General features: G+C 32.1%; 21 protein-coding genes and 1 tRNA gene. 7 read left to right on the plus strand and 15 right to left on the minus strand.

Annotated features, from left to right (window positions below; all coding sequences use genetic code 11):
• Positions 1-261 precede the first annotated feature (261 nt).
• From HGI79_RS11555 to HGI79_RS11575, 5 genes are all read left to right on the plus strand, one after another.
• The gene (locus HGI79_RS11555; protein ID WP_185650842.1) at positions 262-747 is read left to right on the plus strand and encodes a dUTP diphosphatase; all 486 of its coding nucleotides are present in this window, start codon (positions 262-264) and stop codon (positions 745-747) included.
• Positions 748-856: 109 nt separating this feature from the next.
• The gene (locus tag HGI79_RS11560; RefSeq protein WP_185650843.1) at positions 857-1288 is read left to right on the plus strand and encodes a DMT family transporter; all 432 of its coding nucleotides are present in this window, start codon (positions 857-859) and stop codon (positions 1286-1288) included.
• Positions 1289-1417: 129 nt separating this feature from the next.
• Positions 1418-2311 carry a selenium metabolism-associated LysR family transcriptional regulator gene (locus HGI79_RS11565; protein ID WP_185650844.1) on the plus strand — a complete coding sequence of 298 codons (894 nt, stop codon included), beginning with the start codon at positions 1418-1420 and terminating at the stop codon, positions 2309-2311.
• 95 nt (positions 2312-2406) lie between these two features.
• On the plus strand, positions 2407-3603 hold the full coding sequence (locus HGI79_RS11570; RefSeq protein ID WP_185650845.1) for a S8 family serine peptidase: 1197 nt from the start codon (positions 2407-2409) through the stop codon (positions 3601-3603).
• Positions 3604-3751: 148 nt separating this feature from the next.
• A complete protein-coding gene (locus HGI79_RS11575; RefSeq protein ID WP_185650846.1) occupies positions 3752-4261 on the plus strand; it encodes a ferritin in 510 nt (169 codons plus the stop codon).
• Positions 4262-4690: 429 nt separating this feature from the next.
• On the opposite strand, the gene HGI79_RS11580 is transcribed toward HGI79_RS11575, so the two are convergent.
• The 14 genes from HGI79_RS11580 to HGI79_RS11645 form a co-directional block, all read right to left on the minus strand.
• Complete coding sequence (locus HGI79_RS11580; RefSeq protein ID WP_185650847.1) at positions 4691-5536, minus strand: acetyl-CoA carboxylase carboxyltransferase subunit alpha; 846 nt, start codon at positions 5534-5536, stop codon at positions 4691-4693.
• Positions 5537-5578: 42 nt separating this feature from the next.
• Positions 5579-6454, minus strand: coding sequence for an acetyl-CoA carboxylase, carboxyltransferase subunit beta (gene accD, locus HGI79_RS11585; protein WP_185650848.1), 876 nt, complete (start codon positions 6452-6454; stop codon positions 5579-5581).
• A 36-nt stretch (positions 6455-6490) separates the two neighbouring features.
• Complete coding sequence (locus tag HGI79_RS11590) at positions 6491-7837, minus strand: acetyl-CoA carboxylase biotin carboxylase subunit (RefSeq protein WP_185650849.1); 1347 nt, start codon at positions 7835-7837, stop codon at positions 6491-6493.
• A 29-nt stretch (positions 7838-7866) separates the two neighbouring features.
• Positions 7867-8313, minus strand: a complete 447-nt coding sequence (gene fabZ / locus HGI79_RS11595; protein ID WP_185650850.1) for a 3-hydroxyacyl-ACP dehydratase FabZ — start codon at positions 8311-8313, stop codon at positions 7867-7869.
• 79 nt (positions 8314-8392) lie between these two features.
• Positions 8393-8914, minus strand: coding sequence for an acetyl-CoA carboxylase biotin carboxyl carrier protein (accB, locus tag HGI79_RS11600; protein ID WP_185650851.1), 522 nt, complete (start codon positions 8912-8914; stop codon positions 8393-8395).
• 1 nt (position 8915) lies between these two features.
• Positions 8916-10154 carry a beta-ketoacyl-ACP synthase II gene (gene fabF / locus HGI79_RS11605; protein WP_185650852.1) on the minus strand — a complete coding sequence of 413 codons (1239 nt, stop codon included), beginning with the start codon at positions 10152-10154 and terminating at the stop codon, positions 8916-8918.
• 27 nt (positions 10155-10181) lie between these two features.
• Positions 10182-10928: a 3-oxoacyl-[acyl-carrier-protein] reductase gene (fabG, locus tag HGI79_RS11610; protein WP_185650853.1), complete on the minus strand. Its 747-nt coding sequence runs from the start codon at positions 10926-10928 to the stop codon at positions 10182-10184.
• Between the two features lie 15 nt (positions 10929-10943).
• Positions 10944-11879 carry an ACP S-malonyltransferase gene (fabD, locus tag HGI79_RS11615; protein ID WP_185650854.1) on the minus strand — a complete coding sequence of 312 codons (936 nt, stop codon included), beginning with the start codon at positions 11877-11879 and terminating at the stop codon, positions 10944-10946.
• A 14-nt stretch (positions 11880-11893) separates the two neighbouring features.
• Positions 11894-12841 (minus strand): enoyl-[acyl-carrier-protein] reductase FabK, encoded by a 948-nt coding sequence (fabK, locus tag HGI79_RS11620; RefSeq protein WP_185650855.1) that lies wholly within the window; start codon positions 12839-12841, stop codon positions 11894-11896.
• A gap of 35 nt (positions 12842-12876) precedes the next feature.
• On the minus strand, positions 12877-13101 hold the full coding sequence (gene acpP, locus HGI79_RS11625) for an acyl carrier protein (RefSeq protein WP_185650856.1): 225 nt from the start codon (positions 13099-13101) through the stop codon (positions 12877-12879).
• Between the two features lie 31 nt (positions 13102-13132).
• The gene (locus HGI79_RS11630) at positions 13133-14116 is read right to left on the minus strand and encodes a beta-ketoacyl-ACP synthase III (protein ID WP_185650857.1); all 984 of its coding nucleotides are present in this window, start codon (positions 14114-14116) and stop codon (positions 13133-13135) included.
• Position 14117: 1 nt separating this feature from the next.
• Complete coding sequence (locus HGI79_RS11635) at positions 14118-14585, minus strand: MarR family winged helix-turn-helix transcriptional regulator (protein WP_185650858.1); 468 nt, start codon at positions 14583-14585, stop codon at positions 14118-14120.
• 86 nt (positions 14586-14671) lie between these two features.
• On the minus strand, positions 14672-15742 hold the full coding sequence (locus HGI79_RS11640) for a nitronate monooxygenase family protein (RefSeq protein ID WP_185650859.1): 1071 nt from the start codon (positions 15740-15742) through the stop codon (positions 14672-14674).
• 259 nt (positions 15743-16001) lie between these two features.
• Positions 16002-16988 carry a peptidoglycan DD-metalloendopeptidase family protein gene (locus tag HGI79_RS11645; protein WP_185650860.1) on the minus strand — a complete coding sequence of 329 codons (987 nt, stop codon included), beginning with the start codon at positions 16986-16988 and terminating at the stop codon, positions 16002-16004.
• A gap of 180 nt (positions 16989-17168) precedes the next feature.
• Here HGI79_RS11645 and HGI79_RS11650 point away from each other — a divergent pair, with 180 nt between their 5' ends.
• Both HGI79_RS11650 and HGI79_RS11655 read left to right on the plus strand, forming a co-directional pair.
• Positions 17169-18173, plus strand: coding sequence for a DnaD domain protein (locus HGI79_RS11650; RefSeq protein ID WP_185650861.1), 1005 nt, complete (start codon positions 17169-17171; stop codon positions 18171-18173).
• A complete protein-coding gene (locus tag HGI79_RS11655) occupies positions 18166-19149 on the plus strand; it encodes an ATP-binding protein (protein WP_185650862.1) in 984 nt (327 codons plus the stop codon). The genes HGI79_RS11650 and HGI79_RS11655 overlap by 8 nt, the downstream gene beginning before the upstream one ends.
• A 114-nt stretch (positions 19150-19263) precedes the next feature.
• Here HGI79_RS11655 and HGI79_RS11660 read toward each other — a convergent pair.
• Positions 19264-19339: transfer RNA gene (locus HGI79_RS11660), tRNA-Thr, on the minus strand.
• Positions 19340-19417: the final 78 nt, after the last annotated feature.

Here is a 19417-nt window from a genome sequence, read left to right on the forward strand (position 1 = left end):
CTTTTAGTATTGAATAAAGCAAAACTTTTCAAATATTGGTCTGTTAAGTTTTGCTTTATTTATGTATAATGTGTAATATATAAATATTACAAGTTAAATTTTTATCATAATTTTTAAAAAAAATTCATGTAATCGTTCCCGTGTTATTTCAATATTTATTAAATTTCGATAAAATATATAGGTGGGGTATTTGTACTACCGACAGTAACCCCAGGTTAATATGTATTAAATTATAAGGATATGGAAAGGCGGCTTTAATACATGAATCTTGCAAAATTATTTGAATTACAAGAAAACTTAGATAAGCGCATAAAAAAACAACATGGACTTGAGAGCGAATCATTACTTTCAAAAAAAGTTTTAGCGCTACAAGTTGAACTTGCTGAACTTGCAAATGAGACAAGATGCTTTAAATTCTGGAGCGATAAGAAACCATCTAATAAACAAGCTATCTTAGAGGAGTATGTTGATTGCCTACATTTCATCTTAACCTTAGGTTTAGAAAAGAACTTTACTGATATTGTAATTGAACATAGAGATGTTAATTACGATATGACAGCACAATTTTTAAATCTTTATATAGATGTTAACGACTTTGTGGTTTGCTACTCTAAGGATCACTATTTAACTCTGTTTGAAGACTTTTTAAGCCTAGGGAAAAGCTTAGGTTTCTCTTTTAGCGAAATAGAAGAAGCTTATTATGACAAGAACTCTGTAAATCATAAAAGACAAGATGAAGGATATTAGTGTTAAACTTATAGTAATATTCTCAAAAAACCTATGATATTAATATCATAGGTTTTTTATAATAATAAGTAAATATTATGGTTAAAATAAACCTAGGAGGTTGATGTAAATGCTTGGTATAATATCCTCATTAATTGCAGGTGTAAGTATGAGTTTTCAAGGAGTTTTTAATACCCGCTTGGGTGACAAAATAGGCCAATGGGAAACAAATGCTTTTGTGCAAGGTACGGGATTTATCTTAACTCTGATAGTACTTTTCATGTTTGGAAAAGGTAATCTGAAAAACATAAAAAATGCTAATAAATTATATCTGCTAGGTGGTTTGTTAGGCGTAATAATAATATTCACTGTAATGCAAGGTATTAAATCACTAGGACCTACCTGCTCCATTGCTGTAATTTTAGTGGCTCAGCTTACTTCTGCAGCTTTAATTGATGCTTTCGGATTATTTGATACTCCTCAAGTTAAATTTGGTATAACAAAGCTTATTGGGGTTGCAGTAATGATTGTAGGTATACTTATATTTAAATATAAATGTTAACAAAGCAAGGCTGCAGCAAAACTCAGCCTTGCTTTGTTAATATACTTAATTTATTAGACTAATTTAGTATATAGGACTATAATATACTTATATAATTATTACAAGTATACCTTCGGGGGGAATAACTCAATGGACTTTAAGCAAATAGAGGCTTTTATTAATGTTGCTAAATTTAAAAGTTTTTCAAAAGCTGCAAATTCTAGTTTCTTATCTCAACCGGCTGTAAGTTCACACATAGCTAGTTTAGAAAAAGACTTAAATGTTCAACTTTTCGACAGAACATCTAAAGAGGTAATGTTAACACCTGCTGGAGAATCATTTTTAAAATATGCTATAAATATATTAAATACACGGGATAAAGCAATTTATCATTTAGCTAATTTTAATGAATCTGTAGGAGGAAAATTAAAACTAGCTGCCAGTACTACACCTTGTAATACAATAGTTTCTGGACTAATAAAAGAGTTTCATAGTTTATATCCTGATGTATCTTTTAACATTATAGAACAAAGCTCAGGTACTATAGTTGACAAAATTATTAAATTTGATTATGAAATAGGCTTAATTGGAGAGTTAGTTAAAGATGATAGAATTAAGGTCTATGAGTTAACAGCCGATGATTTGGTTCTAATATCTTCTCCCTCTTTAAATATTCCTGATTCTATTACAATAGAATTCTTGTTAAAATATAAGTTTATATTAAGAGAAGAAGGTTCGGCAACTCGTAAGACCTTTGAAGAATCTCTTGAAAAGCAAGGAATTAATACTTCTAGCATAAATATATGTTTCGAGGTAAGTAATTTAGATACATTGTTTCAGTTTGTTAAAGAAGGTTTAGGTGTATCTATAGTATCAAAGCAAGTGTTTAAAAATTATATGTCCTATAATCTTATTAGAGAAAGCACTATAAAAGACATTTCACTAAAAAGGTCTATCTATTTAGTTATAAGTTCTAGAAGAACACTTACTCCCACAGCAAAGGCTTTTTTTGATTTATGTAAACAAAGATTTAATATCAAATAAGGTATCAATTTTCAAAAATTAATTTTACTCTAGCACATATATATTAAGTATTAATATTATAATATATAATGTAATTAATTTTTAGGGAGCGTTAAATGTTTTCTATTAGGAATAAATTAGATCCCAGTTTAAAAGATTCAATAGCAAAAAAACAATATAAGACATATAGAGTAATTATTTATTGTAAAAGCATACCCGAATCAATAGAGAAGAAAATACCATCCTATAAAGGAACTATTATTCATGTCATCCCTCTTATCAATTGTGTATGTGCAATTCTTTCTCCAAATGCAATAGATAAGGTTTCAGAGTTTCCTCAGGTGGATTATATAAGTTTAGATTTTTTTGCTATACTATGTGGAAAAGCTGTTCTTTCATCTAATGGAGTATTATTTCAAGAAAAATATAAACTTACAGGTAAAAATATATGCATAGGTTTAGTAGATACTGGTGTATATCCTCATCCAGATTTACTGAATCCTCATAATAAGATAAAAGCTTTTTTAGATATTATAAATAAGTATCATTATCCTTATGACGATAACGGTCACGGAACTTTTATTAGCGGTATACTTTGTGGCAGTGGATATTTATCTAAGGGTATGTATAAAGGCGTTGCTGAAAATAGCTCCCTATACGCTATAAAAGCATTTAACAGCATAGGAAAGGGATATGTTTCAGATATTCTATTTGCTATACAAACTTTACTAAGCGAAAAGGATAGCTATAACATTAAAGTTATTTGCTTGCCCTTTGAACTTACATTTAATAATCACTTTATTATATCTCTTTTCTCCAATTTATTTGATATAGCTATAAGGAATAATATAGCAGTTGTGGTCCCTGCTGGTCATAATGGAAACAATGAAGGCAGCATTAGTGGTATTGCAACTCTAGGTAACTGTATTACTATTGGTGGAGTAGATACCAGTAGTAATATAGTTAAGCCCTATATCTATTCTTCCTCAGGACCTTTAGGTACTTTAGAAAAACCTGATTTAGCAGCTGCAGCTGTGGACATATGTTCAACTAATTCAAACAAAAAATATATATCGGAAAAAAATGGAGTAAAAATATATCCTCAAGCATTAGATACTCCTTATACAGTCTACTCTGGTACCTCATGTGCTGCAGCATATATAAGCAGTATTTGTGCACTATTGTATGAAAACAACCCTAACCTATCCTTTAAAGATATAGTATCTCTTTTAAAAGTATCCTGCAACTTAACTGAACTATCTAAGTGGATTCAGGGTTCAGGTGTATTAGATTTAGGCAAATTGCTTCCTTGAAATTAATTTATAGTAATAAAAAATATTTAATTTATTATAATAAATAAGTAATGGTATCAAAGTATATTTAAAATATACAAATTATATGTTAATATATTCTAGAACATACTAATTCTCAGATTATTTTGAAAACACAGGAGGTAATGTTATGTTAAGTGAAAAACTAAAGAGTGCCATAAACGGCCAAATAAATTATGAACTTTCTTCTGCTAATGTCTATCTTGCAATGCAAGCTTATTTTTCTGCCAATGACTTAGATGGTTTTGCGAATTTTTTTAGCGTACAAATTCAAGAGGAAAATTTTCATGCTATGAAATTCTTTAATTATTTAAACCAAATGGGTGGAAGAGTTTTAGTTGACTCGCTTCCAGCTCCTAAAAATGATTTTGAATCACCACTTCATGCCTTTAAAGAAGGCTTAGCTCATGAAAAAACAGTAACTGAGCGAATTTATAACCTAATGAACATTGCTACTGATGAAAGAGAACATGCAACTATAAGCCTTTTAAAATGGTTTATAGATGAGCAAGTAGAAGAAGAAAATACTTTTAATGCTATAGTTAAAAGACTTGAAAGAATTGGTGAGGACTCTACAGCTCTGTATATATTAGATAAGGAGCTTGCAGCTAGAGTATTTACTCCACCTACAACTCAATAGATATCTTATGTCCTTTATAGGCTAAAACATAAAGTGAAACTTGAATCAGATGGGGTTTGTCTTACGAATCCAGGGACGTAGCTGCTCTTTACTCCCAGTTAAGCAGACATACAAAATCTGCGATTTTGATATGGTGGCTTACTCTGTGAGTACTCCGCTGAAGAGGAGTTTCCTATAAAGATGGGAGTATTAGAGCGGGTAGTCATCGGATAAAATGTTAAAAAAGTATTAGACTAACAACTTATAAATTCATTAGTCTAATACTTTTTTACTTAATCTTTATTAGTTATTCTTTATTTAACACTTGAGCATTTAACTGCACTCTATAATATAACGCAGCCTTCTTTAAAAGCTACTTTATGTAATAATATAATATATGTATTATAAAAATCTATTGGTTAAATTTCTATTTAGTACATTTTTATACAATTATTCTGCATATTTGCCCATATTTCTAAACTTTTCGTACCTTCTTTGCAACAACTCATCTATGGATTGCTTTTTTAACATACTAAATCCATCTATTAATTCTCTTTTTATTAAGGCTGACATTTTGTCTACATCCTTATGTGCTCCACCTAATGGTTCTTTTAATACTTTATCTATAATGCCAAATTCATTTAAATCTTTTGCAGTTATCTTCATAATTTCTGCTGCTTCTTTTGCTCTTGACGAATCTTTCCACAATATACTTGCAAATCCCTCTGGGGACAATACTGAATATACAGCATTCTCCATCATCCAAACTTCATCAGATACAGCAAAGGCTAAAGCACCACCACTGCCACCTTCACTTATGATTATAGATATAATTGGTGTTTTTAAAGATGACATTTCTAAAAGATTCTTTGCAATAGCCTCACCTTGGCCTCTCTCTTCAGCACCTACTCCTGGATAAGCTCCCTGTGTATCTACAAAACATATAATAGGTCTATTAAATTTCTCTGCCTGTTTCATAAGTCTTAAGCCTTTTCTGTAACCCTCTGGGTTAGGAGATCCAAAATTTCTCTTGATTTTTTCAGCCGTATTTCTTCCTTTTTCATGTGCAATTATAGTTACAGGTACCCCATCTAATAAAGCTATCCCTCCCACTACGGAAGAATCATCACCAAAGCATCTATCACCATGAAACTCTACAAAAGAATCAAATATTCTTTCTATATAATCAAGAGATGTAGGTCTTTCAATCATTCTTGCCAAAGTCAGCCTTTCCCACGCAGTTTTATTATCAAACTTTTTGCTTATCATTTGCTGTACTTTTTCTAATTTTTCCATATGAGTAGCTTCCTTTCCTTAGAAAATCTAAATACCTCTAAACTATCTGTTTCTACTATGAATAGACAATATTTTTTTAATTGTGGCTTTTAGTTCACTTCTAGGAACTATATTATCTATAAAACCATGTTCTAATAGAAATTCTGCTTTTTGAAATCCTTCCGGAAGCTTCTGTCTTATAGTTTGCTCTATGACTCTTTTTCCTGCAAAACCTACTAATGCTCCAGGTTCTGATAGAATAATATCTCCAAGCATAGCAAAGCTAGCAGTAACTCCTCCTGTAGTTGGATCCGTTAGAACCGTTATATACAGTAGGCCCTCATTACTAAGCCTACCTAATGCAGCACTTATCTTAGCCATTTGCATAAGTGAAAACATTCCCTCTTGCATTCTTGCACCACCAGAAGTAGTAAAAATAACCAATGGTAGTTTAAATTGTATAGCCTTTTCAATTGCTCTAGTAATTTTTTCTCCTACAACTGACCCCATGCTTCCCATCATGAAAAAACTATCCATTACACAAATTATAGCATCTTCTCCACCTATTTTACCACTTCCAGTTATTACTGCATCATTTATTCCTGTGTTTTCCTGAATTTTATTAATTTTTTCTTCATATTTATCAAAATTTATAGGATTTACTGGCTTCATACTTGCATCAAATTCGCTAAAAGTATCCTTATCCATTACTAGTTCTATTCTTTCTCTAGCAGTCATCCTAAAATGATGCTTACAATAGCTACATACCTTATTGTTATCTTTTAAATCATTCTTATATAATACCTGACCACAACTTTCACACTTTACCCACATGCCATCTGGAATACTTGGTTTCTTTTCTGTTTCCTCTTCATTCTTTCTTAATGCTTGTTGACTTACGGTTATATACTTAGTCTTTTTAAATAAATTATTAAACAAGTTAAATTACCTCCAGTCAAGGATTATAATAAATTGCTATGAAACATCAAACTTACTTTCAATAAACTTTGTATTATAAGTTCCTTTTATAAATTCCTCACTATTTATAAGTTCAAGTTGAAAATCCACATTAGTATGAACACCCTCTATTATGAATTCTCCTAATGCTCTTCTCATCCTACAAATAGCTTCTTCTCTTGTCTTTCCATAGGTAATAAGTTTTCCTATCATTGAATCATAATAAGGTGATATTGTATATCCTGAGTAAACTGCACTATCTACTCTTACATTAAAGCCTCCAGGCACATATAAATCCTGAATCTTTCCTGGGCAGGGTCTAAATCCATTACTTGTATCTTCAGCATTTATTCTACACTCAATAGCATGACCACTTATTCTTATATCTTCCTGTGTGAATCCTAATCTTTCTCCTGCAGCAATTTTTATTTGTTCCTTAATTAAATCTATACCTGTAACCATTTCTGTAATAGGATGTTCTACCTGAATACGAGTATTCATTTCCATAAAGTAATAGTTTCCACTAGCATCTAGTAAAAATTCTATTGTTCCTGCATTATTGTAGTTAACAGCCTTAGCTGCACGCACTGCTGTTTCCCCCATTGATCTTCTGAGCTCTTCTGTCATAACAGGACTTGGAGCTTCCTCAAGAACTTTTTGATTTCTTCGCTGCATAGAACAATCTCTTTCACCTAAATATACCACATTACCAAAGCTATCACCTAGTATTTGTATTTCTACATGTCTAGGTTTTTCAATAAACTTTTCTACATATATTGTATCATCTCCAAAAGCTGATTTTGATTCTGCCTTAGCATTTTCATAAGACCTAATTAAATCAACCTCTTCACGAACAATTCTAATTCCTCTTCCGCCACCACCTGCTGAGGCTTTAATCATTACAGGATAGCCTATTTTCCTTACTACATCTAACAATTCCTGTTCATCTTTTATGGCACCGTCTGATCCTGGTACTACTGGCACCTCTGATTTAACCATAATTTCCTTTGCATTAGACTTATTTCCCATATTTTCAATACAATCGAAATCTGGACCTATAAAAGTAATATTACATTCCTTACACATCTTTGCAAACTTACTATTTTCAGATAGGAATCCAAAGCCTGGATGAATAGCTTGTGCTCCAGATAAAACTGTTGCACTTATTATATTTTGTATGTTTAGATAACTATCTTTTGCTGCTGCGGGACCTATACAGATTGCTTCATCAGCCATTTGAGTATGTAGTGCTTCTCTATCTGCTTCTGAGTAAACAGCTACGGTCTCTATTCCCATTTCTCTGCAGGCCCTTATTATTCTAACTGCTATTTCTCCCCTATTGGCAACTAATATCTTATTAAACACCTTTAAAACTCCACTCCCAATACTCAAATTTATCCTATCATAAACGTTATTTCTGCTTCTGCAGCCTTCTTATCATCTACATAAGCCACTGCACTTCCTATTCCTGCTGGCCCTTTTATCTTTACAATTTCTATTTCTAATCTCAATACATCTCCTGGTAATACTTTTTTCCTGAACTTCGCCTTATTTACTCCGCCTAGAAATGCTATCTTACCTTTAAAGCTTTCTTGACTAAGAATAGCTACAGCTCCAGCCTGAGCTAAAGCTTCTATGATAAGAACTCCTGGCATAACAGGTTCAGTAGGAAAATGTCCCTGAAAAAATTGCTCGTTAACTGTTACATTTTTATATGCTACAACTTTCTTGCCAGGTTCCATATAAGCTACTTTATCAATCAATAAAAAAGGATATCTGTGAGGAAGTATCTCTTGTATCTCCTTTGATCCAAGATTAACATTAAAATCTGAGTTTTCCATTTGTACTCCTCCTAATTAATATATCATAAAAAATTATACATAAGGTAATATTTATCAAAAAATTAACAATAAAATATGTTTATTCTTGAACTCTTACCTTAAACATTGGCTGACCATACTCAACCATTTGTTCATTATTTACTAGAATTTCTACAATTTCTCCATTGAACTCACTTTGTATTTCATTCATAAGCTTCATAGCTTCTACAATACAAAGTACATCTCCCTTTTTAACCTTAGAACCTACACTTACAAAAGAAGGCTTATCAGGACTGGAGGAACCATAAAAAGTTCCAACAATAGGAGAAATAATTTCTTTTATATTCTCATCTTCAACCTTAGCTTCAACTTTTTTGCTTAAAAGCTCTGTTACCTCTTCGCTTTTAATTTCATTATTTACAGCACTAACAACATCTTCATTTACTGAAGGTATACCACCTGCTTCTTTTTCAATAAATTCAGTACCTTTTACAGGTACTGTAAGAGCTTGCTCTCCCTGTTTTCTCATAATTATAGATATACCTTGCCAATTTACCTCTAAGTATCCTAGCTTAGAGTCATCCATAGTTTTTATCATTTCTTCAATAGCTTTAAAATCCATATTATTCACCCCATTTTTTTAATAATATAACTGCATTATGTCCGCCAAACCCCAAAGAGTTTGACATAGCATACTTAAGCTCTGCACTTCTACCTGAGTTAGGTACATAGTCAAGTTCACACTCTTCATCTTGCACTTTATATCCTACAGTCGGAGGTATAAAACCATTCTCTAAAGCCTTAATGCAAGTAATAGCCTCTATAGCTCCTGCTGCACCTAATAGATGTCCTGTCATAGATTTTGTAGAACTTATAGGTATTTGCTTTGCAAAATCTCCAAATACTCTCTTTATTGAAGCTGTTTCGAATTTATCATTAACTGGAGTACTTGTTCCGTGTGCATTAATATAAGAAACTTCTTCTTTGTTTATTCCAGCCTCTTTTATAGCAAGTTCCATAGCTCTTGCTGCACCTTCTCCTTCTGGATCTGGAGAAGTCATATGGTAAGCATCACAGGTTGAACCGTAACCAACTAATTCAGCATATATAGTAGCTCCTCTTTTTTCAGCATGCTCTAAGGATTCTAGTACTAATATTCCAGCACCCTCCCCCATAACAAAACCATCTCTTTCCTTATCGAAAGGAATTGATGCTCTATCAGGATCTGTACTTTTAGATAAAGCAGTTAGAGAAGTAAATCCTGCCACTGATAATGGTGTAATTGAAGCTTCTGTTCCTCCTGCAATCATTATATCAGCTATATCATTTTGAATTGAACGGTAAGCTTCGCCAATTGAATTTGTTCCTGTTGCACATGCCGTAACTACTGTTGTACATATTGCTTTAGCACCAAACTTAATAGCTATATTACCTGCTGCCATATTGCTTATAATCATTGGAATAAATAGTGGATGTACTCGGTTAGGTCCTTTTTCTAAAAGAGTTGTTTGTTCCTTCTCTATAGTTCCAAGCCCACCAATTCCTGAACCAACTATAACTCCAAATCTTTCTTTATCTAAAGCTTCTATATCTAATTGCGCATTCTCTACAGCTTCAATTGCTGATGCCATAGCAAATTGACAAAATCTATCCATTCTTTTTGCTTCTCTTTTATCCATATATTTTGTAGGCTCAAAATCCTTAACTTCTGCAGCAACTTTTACTTTATAATTTTCTGTATCAAAAGCCTTAATAAAATCTATACCATGAATTCCATTCTTAATATTATTCCAAAATACTTCTACATCATTTCCTACAGGAGTTATAGCTCCTAATCCTGTAATTACAACTCTTTTTTTCATGTTACTTTCACCATCCTTTAATAGAATCTACATAACCATTCCGCCATCTACATTTATCACTTGCCCTGTAATGTAATCTGAGGCTGGAGAGCATAAGAATACTACAATATTTGCTACATCTTCTGCAGTACCAAATCTTTTAAAAGGTATATTTCCTAGGGTGGCTTCCTTTACTTTATCTGATAAGACTTCTGTCATATCCGTTTGTATATATCCAGGAGCTACAGCATTTACATTAATCCCCCTAGAAGCTAATTCTTTTGCAGCAGACTTTGTTACACCTATTATACCAGCTTTAGCTGCTGAATAATTTATTTGACCTGCATTACCAGTTACTCCTACTACTGATGATAGATTAACTATCTTTCCACCTTTTTGTTTTACCATTATAGGAGTTGCATGTCTTATACAGTTAAATGCTCCTTTTAAATTTACTTGTATTACTTTATCAAAATCTTCTTCCTTCATTCTAAGAATTAAACCGTCCTTAGTTATTCCTGCATTGTTAACAAGTATATCTAATGTTCCAAAAGTCTCTACAGCCTTCTTTATAATAGTTTCTGCCTCAGCAAATACTCCAACATCTCCTTGAACTGCAACAGCTTTGCTGCCCAAAGCTTCTACTTGTGTAATTACTTCTTCTACTGATTTTGCATCATTTCTATAATTTAAAACTATATTAGCACCAAGTTCCGCTAATTTAAGAGCTATAGCCTTACCTATTCCACGACTAGCTCCAGTAACTATTGCTGTTTTTCCCTTCAAACACTCCATATATGCTTCTCCCTTCTACTTCTTCAATTTTTCTATAGTAGTTTTTAAGGATTTTAAGTCTTGCACATTTAAAATTAAAGCTTTTCTATTAATTTTCTTAATAAATCCGCTTAATGCCTTACCTGGTCCAATTTCTACAAATGTATCTACACCCATATCTATCATAGTTCTTATACTCTTTTCAAAAAGTACTGAACTCATAACCTGTCTCTTTAAATATGGCTTTATATCTTCTGTATTTTCTACAACCTCACCAGTAACATTAGTTACTACTGGAATATTACTCTGTTTTATATTAACACTTTTAAGCTCTTCCTCAAGTCTTTCAGCTGCTGGTTTTAACATTGATGTATGAAAAGGTCCACTAACTGTAAGCATGACAGTTCTTACTGCCCCCTTTTCTGTACATTTTTCACAAGCAGCCTCAACAGCCCTTACTTCTCCAGCAATAACAATTTGACCTGGGCAGTTCAAATTTGCTGGTTCCACAATACCTATATTTAAACACTGGTTACATGCTTCTCTAACTAGCTCTTCATCTAATCCAAGAATAGCAGCCATAGTACCTACACCTTGAGGTACAGCTTCTTGCATATATTTTCCCCTTTTTTTAACTAACTTTACAGCATCACTAAAGCTTAGAGATCCGCTATATACTAATGCGGAGTACTCTCCCAAACTTAATCCTGCAGTAATATCTGCTACTATCCCATTTGCTTCTAATGCTTTTAAAGCGGCAATGCTAGTAGTTAGTATTGCTGGTTGAGTATTTTCTGTACTATTTAATTGTTCATCAGGTCCTTCAAAGCACATTTTACTTATAGAAAATCCCAAAGCATTATCTGCATCTTCAAATACTTCTCTAGACTCTTTTATATTATCATATAATTCCTTTCCCATGCCAACAAATTGTGCTCCTTGACCTGAGAATAAAAATGCTATTTTACCCATATATACCTCCCAAATTACTCTCCATGAAACATTTTTTCTACTTTTTTCAAATATAGCTCTGCTTCGTTAAATATTTCATCTATTATTTCCTTACAACTTTGTTCCTTGCAAACAAGTCCTGCAATCTGACCTGCCATTACAGAACCATTATCAATATCACCCTCACGAGCCGCTTTAGAAAGTGCACCTCTTCCAAGTTCTTCATACTTATCTGCACTAGCACCTTCTTTTTCCAACACCTGAAACTGTCTGACTAACTTATTTCTTAAAACACGAACTGGATGACCAGTTGTTCTACCTGTAACTTGAGTGTCTATATCCTTAGCACCTAATACCTTGTTTTTATAATTTTGATGTACAGTGCACTCATTGGCTACTAAGAATCTTGTTCCCACTTGTATTCCTGACGCTCCAAGCATAAAAGCAGCTGCTGCACCTCTTCCGTCTCCTATACCACCTGCAGCAATTACAGGTATCTTTACTGCATCAACTACCTGAGGAACTAAAGCCATTGTAGTTAACTCCCCAACATGTCCCCCAGACTCACAACCCTCAGCAATTATAGCATCTACCTCATACTTCTCCATTCTTTTAGCGAGGGCCACAGATGCTACTACAGGTATAACTTTTATATCATGTTTCTTCCACATATCTAAGTATTTCCCTGGACTGCCAGCACCAGTTGTAACAACTTTAACGCCCTCTTCACAAACCATCTTTGCTACAGCCTCAGCTGTTTCTCCTAAAAGCATTATATTTACCCCAAAAGGTTTATCAGTCATTTTTTTTGCTTTTCTTATTTCTTCTCTTATCCAGTCTATAGGAGCATTTCCAGTAATTATACCAAGTCCCCCAGCATTTGAAACTGCGGCTGCTAAAGAACTATCCGCTATCCAAGCCATTCCTCCTTGTATTATAGGATATTTTATACCAAGCATCTGAGCAAATTTGGAATTAATCATAATACTTCCTCCCAGTTCTATTATTTAATTAATAATTATTCATTTATATTTTGTTCTACAAATTTTACTGCCTGTTCAACAGTTTTAATTGATTCAGCATCTTCTATTTGGATTCCAAATTCTTCTTCTATCTCTATGATTATCTGAAACAAGTCCAAAGAATCCACTCCAAGATCTTCAAAAGAAGTATCTGCTGTTATTTCTTTTTCACTTAATCCCAAGTGATCACACATTATTCTTCTTATCTTTTCCAATACCATATTACCCCTCCAAAATCTATACCTTATTTTGTTACCATTGAATCATAAGCCCACCATAAGTAAGCCCACCACCAAATCCTATTAAGAGAATTTTATCCCCCTTGTTGATTAGTCCTTTTTCATTCATCTCATCTAGAGCAATACCAACACTTGCACCAGATGTGTTGCCATATTTATTAAGATTTAAATAAAACCTATCTTCACTTATACCCAGTTTTTTAGCTGCTAATTCTATTATTCTATAGTTAGCTTGGTGTGGAACAATATATTTTATATCTTCTAAAGAACAACTAGCATGTTCTAAGAGTTTTTCTGTGCATTGTATTATAGATCTTACTCCGAATTTGAATACTTCTCTACCATCCATTTTAATCTTATTGTTTAGATCTATTGTCTCATCTTCCTCTTTTATATATGGGTTATCTACAGGAGCAGCCTCACAAGTTAGAGTATACCCCTTGCTTCCTTCTGAGCCGCTATAAACGGCTAATATGCCTTCTCTATCCTGGGAATTCTTAAGCATAACTGCACTAGCTCCATCTCCAAAAAGTACACAGGTATTTCTATCTTTCCAGTTAACTATTTTAGAGAGAGTTTCAGCTCCAATTACTAACGCCGTCTTAGCAATACCTGTTCTTATAAACTGTGTAGCAATATTTAGTCCATAAACAAGTCCTGCACAAGCCGCCGATATATCAAAACAAGTTGCATTTACAGCATTAATTTTACTTTGAACCATACATGCAACAGACGGTGTAAAACAGTCCGGTGTAATAGTTGCCACAATAATTAAATCAATATCTTCTGCCACTACACCTGAATTTTCTAAAGCTTTCACTACAGCCTTTGTAGCCATATTTGATGTGTCTTCACCCTCTGATATTCTTCTTTCCTTAATTCCAGTTCTACTGCTTATCCATTCATCACTAGTATCTACAATACGTGATAAATCTTCATTAGTTATAGCTCTTGGTGGTACATAGCTTCCTGTACCTATAACTTGTACCTTATTCATTTTATTTCTCCTTTAAAGTAGTTTTAAGATTATACTTATACTTAAAGAAATCGTTAACCTTTTCCAAGGATTTAACTAAAACCTCTTCTTCCTCTTCACTAAGACCCTCTATTGTAGCTTTAACCATATCCTTATGAAATTTTTCATGAACTCTATAGGCAAGCTTTCCCTTCTTAGTTAAACGTATATAAACAATTCTTCTATCTGTTTCACTTCTTCTCCTCTCAACATAACATTTTCTAACCAAGTGACCTATAGCAGTAGTTAGAGTTCCTAAGGTTATGTCAAGTTGGCAAGCAACTTCTGTCATAGTTCTTGGTTTGTACATACCTATGGCTGCAATTGTGTGAATTTCTGTAACAGATAAATCGTTGAAAGAACCAGACTGAAGAGCTTTTTGTTCTATTTCTAATATGTCATTAAAAGTATCTACTAGTAGTTCATTCAAGACGTTTATACTTTTACTCAAAGAAACCATCACCACTTTATAAATAATTTACGAAAATCCCTTTCACTTTTATAAGTCTAGGAATTTTTATTTAATTAAAAGTTAGTCTAAAAACTTTTTTCAACATCATCAACTAGTTCTTTAATTAGCTGTTTTACTGTAGTTATTTTATTTATCCTATAAGCACTGCTGCCTGAGAATATAAGTCCTTCTTCTATATTACCTTTAACAGCCTCAATTAAAGCCTTAGAGATACAATATGGTGTATACTTAGGGTCACATTTTTTTAGACAGTTATAGCACTTTTTAGGAGCTATCCTATCTACTTCTACTTCCTTTATAAATTTGTTTCTTATAGCTCTCCCAGGCATCCCCACAGGACTCTGTATAATATTAATATCTTCTTCTTTGGAGTTTACATAGGCCATTTTATACTTATACCCTGCATCACATTCCTCGGTAGCCACAAATCGTGTAGCCATTTGCACTCCAGCTGCACCTAACTTTAGGAATTTTACAATATCTTCCCCTGTATAAACCCCACCTGCAGCTATTACAGGAATATGTTTTCCATATTCTTTTTCAAAAGGCTGCAGTGCATTTATAACTTTAGGTATAATTTCTTCTAGAGTTAACTGTTTTTCACTTAATTCAGTTAAATGAAATCCTAGGTGTCCTCCTGCCTCAGGCCCCTCAACTATAACGGCATCAGGAATTCTGTTATATTTTTTAGTCCACTGCTTAGTTATTACAGAAGCTGCTTTTCCTGATGAAACTATAGGAATTATTTTAACATTGCTTCCTTCTACCAATTTAGGTAGTGAAGATGGAAGCCCAGCTCCTGAAATAATTATATCTATATTCTCTTCTACACAAGCTCTTACCATATCTTCATAATTATTTATAGCAACCATAAGATTAACCCCTAAAATTCCTCTGGGGCTTATTTCTCGTGCTTTTCTAATTTCACTTTTTAAAGCTCTTACATTAGCCTCTTTAGTATTAGTTTCAAAATCTGGCTCTCTATATCCTATTTGAACTCCAGATATTACACCAATACCCCCTTCATTTGCTACTGCAGAGGAAAGTTTATAGCCTGATACCCCAACACCCATTCCGCCCTGTATAATAGGTACTTCAGCTTTCAACTCACCAATAATTAATGGAGGTAATTTCATGTAATCGTCCCCTTTAAGATTATTTTTATTATCAAATATTTTGATAGTCAAAGTATATCCTAAAATATTTTTCCTGTCAATAAATATTACCACAAATAAACATATATGTAAATATATTTACATCTTATATTATGTTAACTTTCTTTATATTCCTAAAATATAAATAACCTTATAATTATATTAATCTTATAAGGTTATTTATTATATATATGTTTATTATTTTTAACATTCTTAAAGTAATTTATCATATTGTTAACTATTATTTTAAATAATTTAATGGATTCTGTGGTGTACCGTCAACTCTAACCTCAAAATGAACGTGGGGTCCTGTGCTTCTCCCAGTACTTCCTACTTCACCTATTTTTTCTCCGCGTTTTACATACTGTCCTACCTTTACATCTATACTGCTGCAATGAGCATATAATGTTTGCACTCCTTCACCATGATCTATTTTAATTACATTACCATATCCATCTTCCCATTCTGTGCATGACACTTTTCCGTCCATTGCAGCAAATATAGATTGCCCCATTGAAGATCCTATATCTATACCATTATGCATTTTTCCCCATCTTATACCAAAGGGTGACGTTATAATACCTATAGCTGGAGAAAACATAAAATTGGTAATAGCAGCGGATCTAGAAAGCTTTTGGTTATATTTTTGATTCACTTCATTGTCATTATAGAAAGATATAAGTATATTTTTCGGATTTCCTCCATTTTTTATTGCTTCATTTATTGTATTTATTTCATTAATTTTAAAATAATCTTTTACATAGGTTATATGACTCTTTAGTCTATATTCTGTATTTTTATTATTTTTTTCATAATCCTTTTTTATAGAATCTAAAACTTTCTTCATTTCATCTTCATTGGCTAATACAGCTATCTTTTTTCCGTCTGATTTCATCAAAGCTCCTAAAACAACAGTATTACTATTGTTTATTATAATTGACTTAAGTGAATTTTCATTATTTAAATACTTGTTTTTAATTACTACATTATTAAACATAATATTATCTTTTAATATTATGTTTCCAAATCTTTTTTGCAAATCAATTTCGATTGAACTTTTTGCTTTATAGAAATCTTCTTTATTTTTAACATAAGCTAAAGGCTTTCCATTAATATATACTTCATAAGCACTGTACTTATTAAAGTATATGTACTGACCCAATACAAAAATAGTAATACCTAGAGTAAAATAAGTCAGCATCCATTTAGCCCTATTACTAACTGTCAAAGTAATCCATCCTTTCGTTACTCGCTTTTTGTCAATACCTTTCATTATGTCCTAGTTTGGAAAATTTATAACAATTTTGAAAGTATTTTTTACATTGTTATAGTATTTTTATTTTGTTATAATTATTTAATAGAAATACATTTAAAAGTATTTTAAAAAATTAAGGTGGTTATGTAAAATATGGGTACTTTTGTATTTAAAAGTAGAGGTTCAAATTATACTCCTGTAAGTAATATTTTTATAGATAAATTCATGCCAAAAGCCCGAGGAGAATTCGTGAAAGTGTATCTTCTAGGGCTAAAATATTGCACTTCTGGTGAACTAGGAGTTAACTCGCAGATAATGGCTAGTGCACTGCATCTTCTAGAAACAGATGTAGTAAATGCATGGAATTACTGGAATGATGAAAATGTAATAAAAATGATTCCTATAGATAATATGGGTAACTATAATATCGAATTCTTAGAATTACAAGATGCTCCTGATAGCAATGAAGAAGATATAAACTTGCTTAAAGAGCTAGATAACAATTCTACTAAGGATATGCTTCAAGATATAGAGAAACTTTTAGGCAGACCTTTATCATCTAAAGAAATGACTATGTACATAAGTTGGCTTAAGGATTTTAGTTTTTCACCAGAACTTATTCTTATCCTAATCCAATACTGTGCTTCAAAAGGTAAAACTGATCATAGATATATAGAAAAATTAGCTATAGCATGGTTCGACAGCAAAATTAAAACTATAGAAGATGCCCAAAGTTTTATAAAGAGACATGAAGACAAATGGATAAAGATAAGAAAAATATTAAACTACTTAGGGATTAAAGATGCTGAAATAATGAAACCCCAAGAAGATATGCTTTTAAAATGGATTAATACATATAAATTTCCTATTGATGTTATACTTAAGGCATGCGATGTATGCTTTCAGAGAATTAATAAAGCTGATTTTAAATATATAGATGGAATACTTGGAAGTTGGTATAAAGATAACATAAAAACTATACAAGATATAGAGCTTAAGGATAACAAAAGAACTAACTATGGCAATAATTTTAACGTTAAGTCTAATAACTCTAACAACACAAAGTCAACAAACAGCACATTTAATAATTTTAAACAGAGAGAGTATGACTTTAAAGACTTAGAAAAAAAATTATTAGGATGGGATAGTAATGATTAGAGATTATCACACTAACATAATGAAAATATATGAGAATATAAGGGATTCGGAACAAAAAATTCTCAAAGAAAAAAGAGAAAGTATTAAAGAAAAACTACCAGAGGTTTTAGAAATAGAGAGAGAAATAGGCAGACTTTGCGTGAGACTCTCTATAGATATATTAAATAACATAGATAATAGGGATGAATATCTTAAATTACTAAAGGAAAGAATCACAGATCTTAGAATAAAAAAATCTGAGCTTTTAGTAAGCAATAATTATCCACTGGATTATCTTGAAACACAATATAGATGCAATAAATGTAACGATACTGGTTATATAGGTAATAAAAAGTGTATCTGCTATAAGCAAAAGCTGGTAGAACTTTACTACGAAAACTCAGACTTAAAAAATATACTTAAGAAAAATAACTTTGAAAATTTCAATCTTGAGCTTTATCCATCTCGCAGAAGTGCTAATGAACCTATTAGTCCTCGAAAAAATATTGAAGAAATAATGTCAAAAGCTTGGTATTTTATTGATAACTTTTCCTCTATTGACGAAAACCTTCTGTTTTTTGGGAATCCAGGCACAGGAAAGACTTTTTTGTCTAATTGTATTGCTAAGGAACTTTTAGATAGTGGTTATTTAGTTGTGTATAGAACTTCCGAAGGCTTAATTCAAGACCTTAAGTCTATAAGATTTAAGAATGATGATCAGTTAGAAGATCTCCTTATAAATTGTGATTTACTTATAATTGATGATTTAGGTTCTGAACAGATTACAGATTTTTCAAAGACAGAACTTTTTAATCTATTAAATAGAAGACTATTAAAAGGAAAGAAAATGTTAGTATCTACAAATTATGATTTAGAAGAACTTTTAAAAATATATTCAGAAAGAATTTCATCTAGATTATTAGGAGAGTTTATCTTATGTAAATTTTTTGGTGAAGATATACGAATAAAACAAAATATTAAAGCTAAAAAGCTTTAATATGAGTAAAAATTAAGAGTTATGCACTTTAATGTATAACTCTTAATTTTTTTAAAAATCTCAAATAAAAATAAAGGATTTCAAAACTTCATAAGTTTGAAATCCTTTATAAACTGGTGCTGGCAGCAGGAATCGAACCCGCGACCTACTGATTACAAGTCAGTTGCTCTACCTGCTGAGCTATACCAGCAAATTTATGGCGACCCAGAAGGGACTCGAACCCTCGACCTCCGGCGTGACAGGCCGGCACTCTAACCAACTGAGCCAC

Source organism: Clostridium sp. DJ247 (assembly GCF_014231265.1).

Bases quoted from the DNA above. Each gene is read 5' to 3' on its own strand.
- HGI79_RS11555 (WP_185650842.1), top strand. From the start codon at position 262: ATGAATCTTGCAAAATTATTTGAATTACAAGAAAACTTAGATAAGCGC.
- HGI79_RS11560 (WP_185650843.1), top strand. From the start codon at position 857: ATGCTTGGTATAATATCCTCATTAATTGCAGGTGTAAGTATGAGTTTT.
- HGI79_RS11565 (WP_185650844.1), top strand. From the start codon at position 1,418: ATGGACTTTAAGCAAATAGAGGCTTTTATTAATGTTGCTAAATTTAAA.
- HGI79_RS11570 (WP_185650845.1), top strand. From the start codon at position 2,407: ATGTTTTCTATTAGGAATAAATTAGATCCCAGTTTAAAAGATTCAATA.
- HGI79_RS11575 (WP_185650846.1), top strand. From the start codon at position 3,752: ATGTTAAGTGAAAAACTAAAGAGTGCCATAAACGGCCAAATAAATTAT.
- HGI79_RS11580 (WP_185650847.1), bottom strand. From the start codon at position 5,536: ATGGAAAAATTAGAAAAAGTACAGCAAATGATAAGCAAAAAGTTTGAT.
- fabZ (WP_185650850.1), bottom strand. From the start codon at position 8,313: ATGGAAAACTCAGATTTTAATGTTAATCTTGGATCAAAGGAGATACAA.
- accB (WP_185650851.1), bottom strand. From the start codon at position 8,914: ATGGATTTTAAAGCTATTGAAGAAATGATAAAAACTATGGATGACTCT.
- fabF (WP_185650852.1), bottom strand. From the start codon at position 10,154: ATGAAAAAAAGAGTTGTAATTACAGGATTAGGAGCTATAACTCCTGTA.
- fabG (WP_185650853.1), bottom strand. From the start codon at position 10,928: ATGGAGTGTTTGAAGGGAAAAACAGCAATAGTTACTGGAGCTAGTCGT.
- fabD (WP_185650854.1), bottom strand. From the start codon at position 11,879: ATGGGTAAAATAGCATTTTTATTCTCAGGTCAAGGAGCACAATTTGTT.
- fabK (WP_185650855.1), bottom strand. From the start codon at position 12,841: ATGATTAATTCCAAATTTGCTCAGATGCTTGGTATAAAATATCCTATA.
- acpP (WP_185650856.1), bottom strand. From the start codon at position 13,101: ATGGTATTGGAAAAGATAAGAAGAATAATGTGTGATCACTTGGGATTA.
- HGI79_RS11630 (WP_185650857.1), bottom strand. From the start codon at position 14,116: ATGAATAAGGTACAAGTTATAGGTACAGGAAGCTATGTACCACCAAGA.
- HGI79_RS11640 (WP_185650859.1), bottom strand. From the start codon at position 15,742: ATGAAATTACCTCCATTAATTATTGGTGAGTTGAAAGCTGAAGTACCT.
- HGI79_RS11650 (WP_185650861.1), top strand. From the start codon at position 17,169: ATGGGTACTTTTGTATTTAAAAGTAGAGGTTCAAATTATACTCCTGTA.
- HGI79_RS11655 (WP_185650862.1), top strand. From the start codon at position 18,166: ATGATTAGAGATTATCACACTAACATAATGAAAATATATGAGAATATA.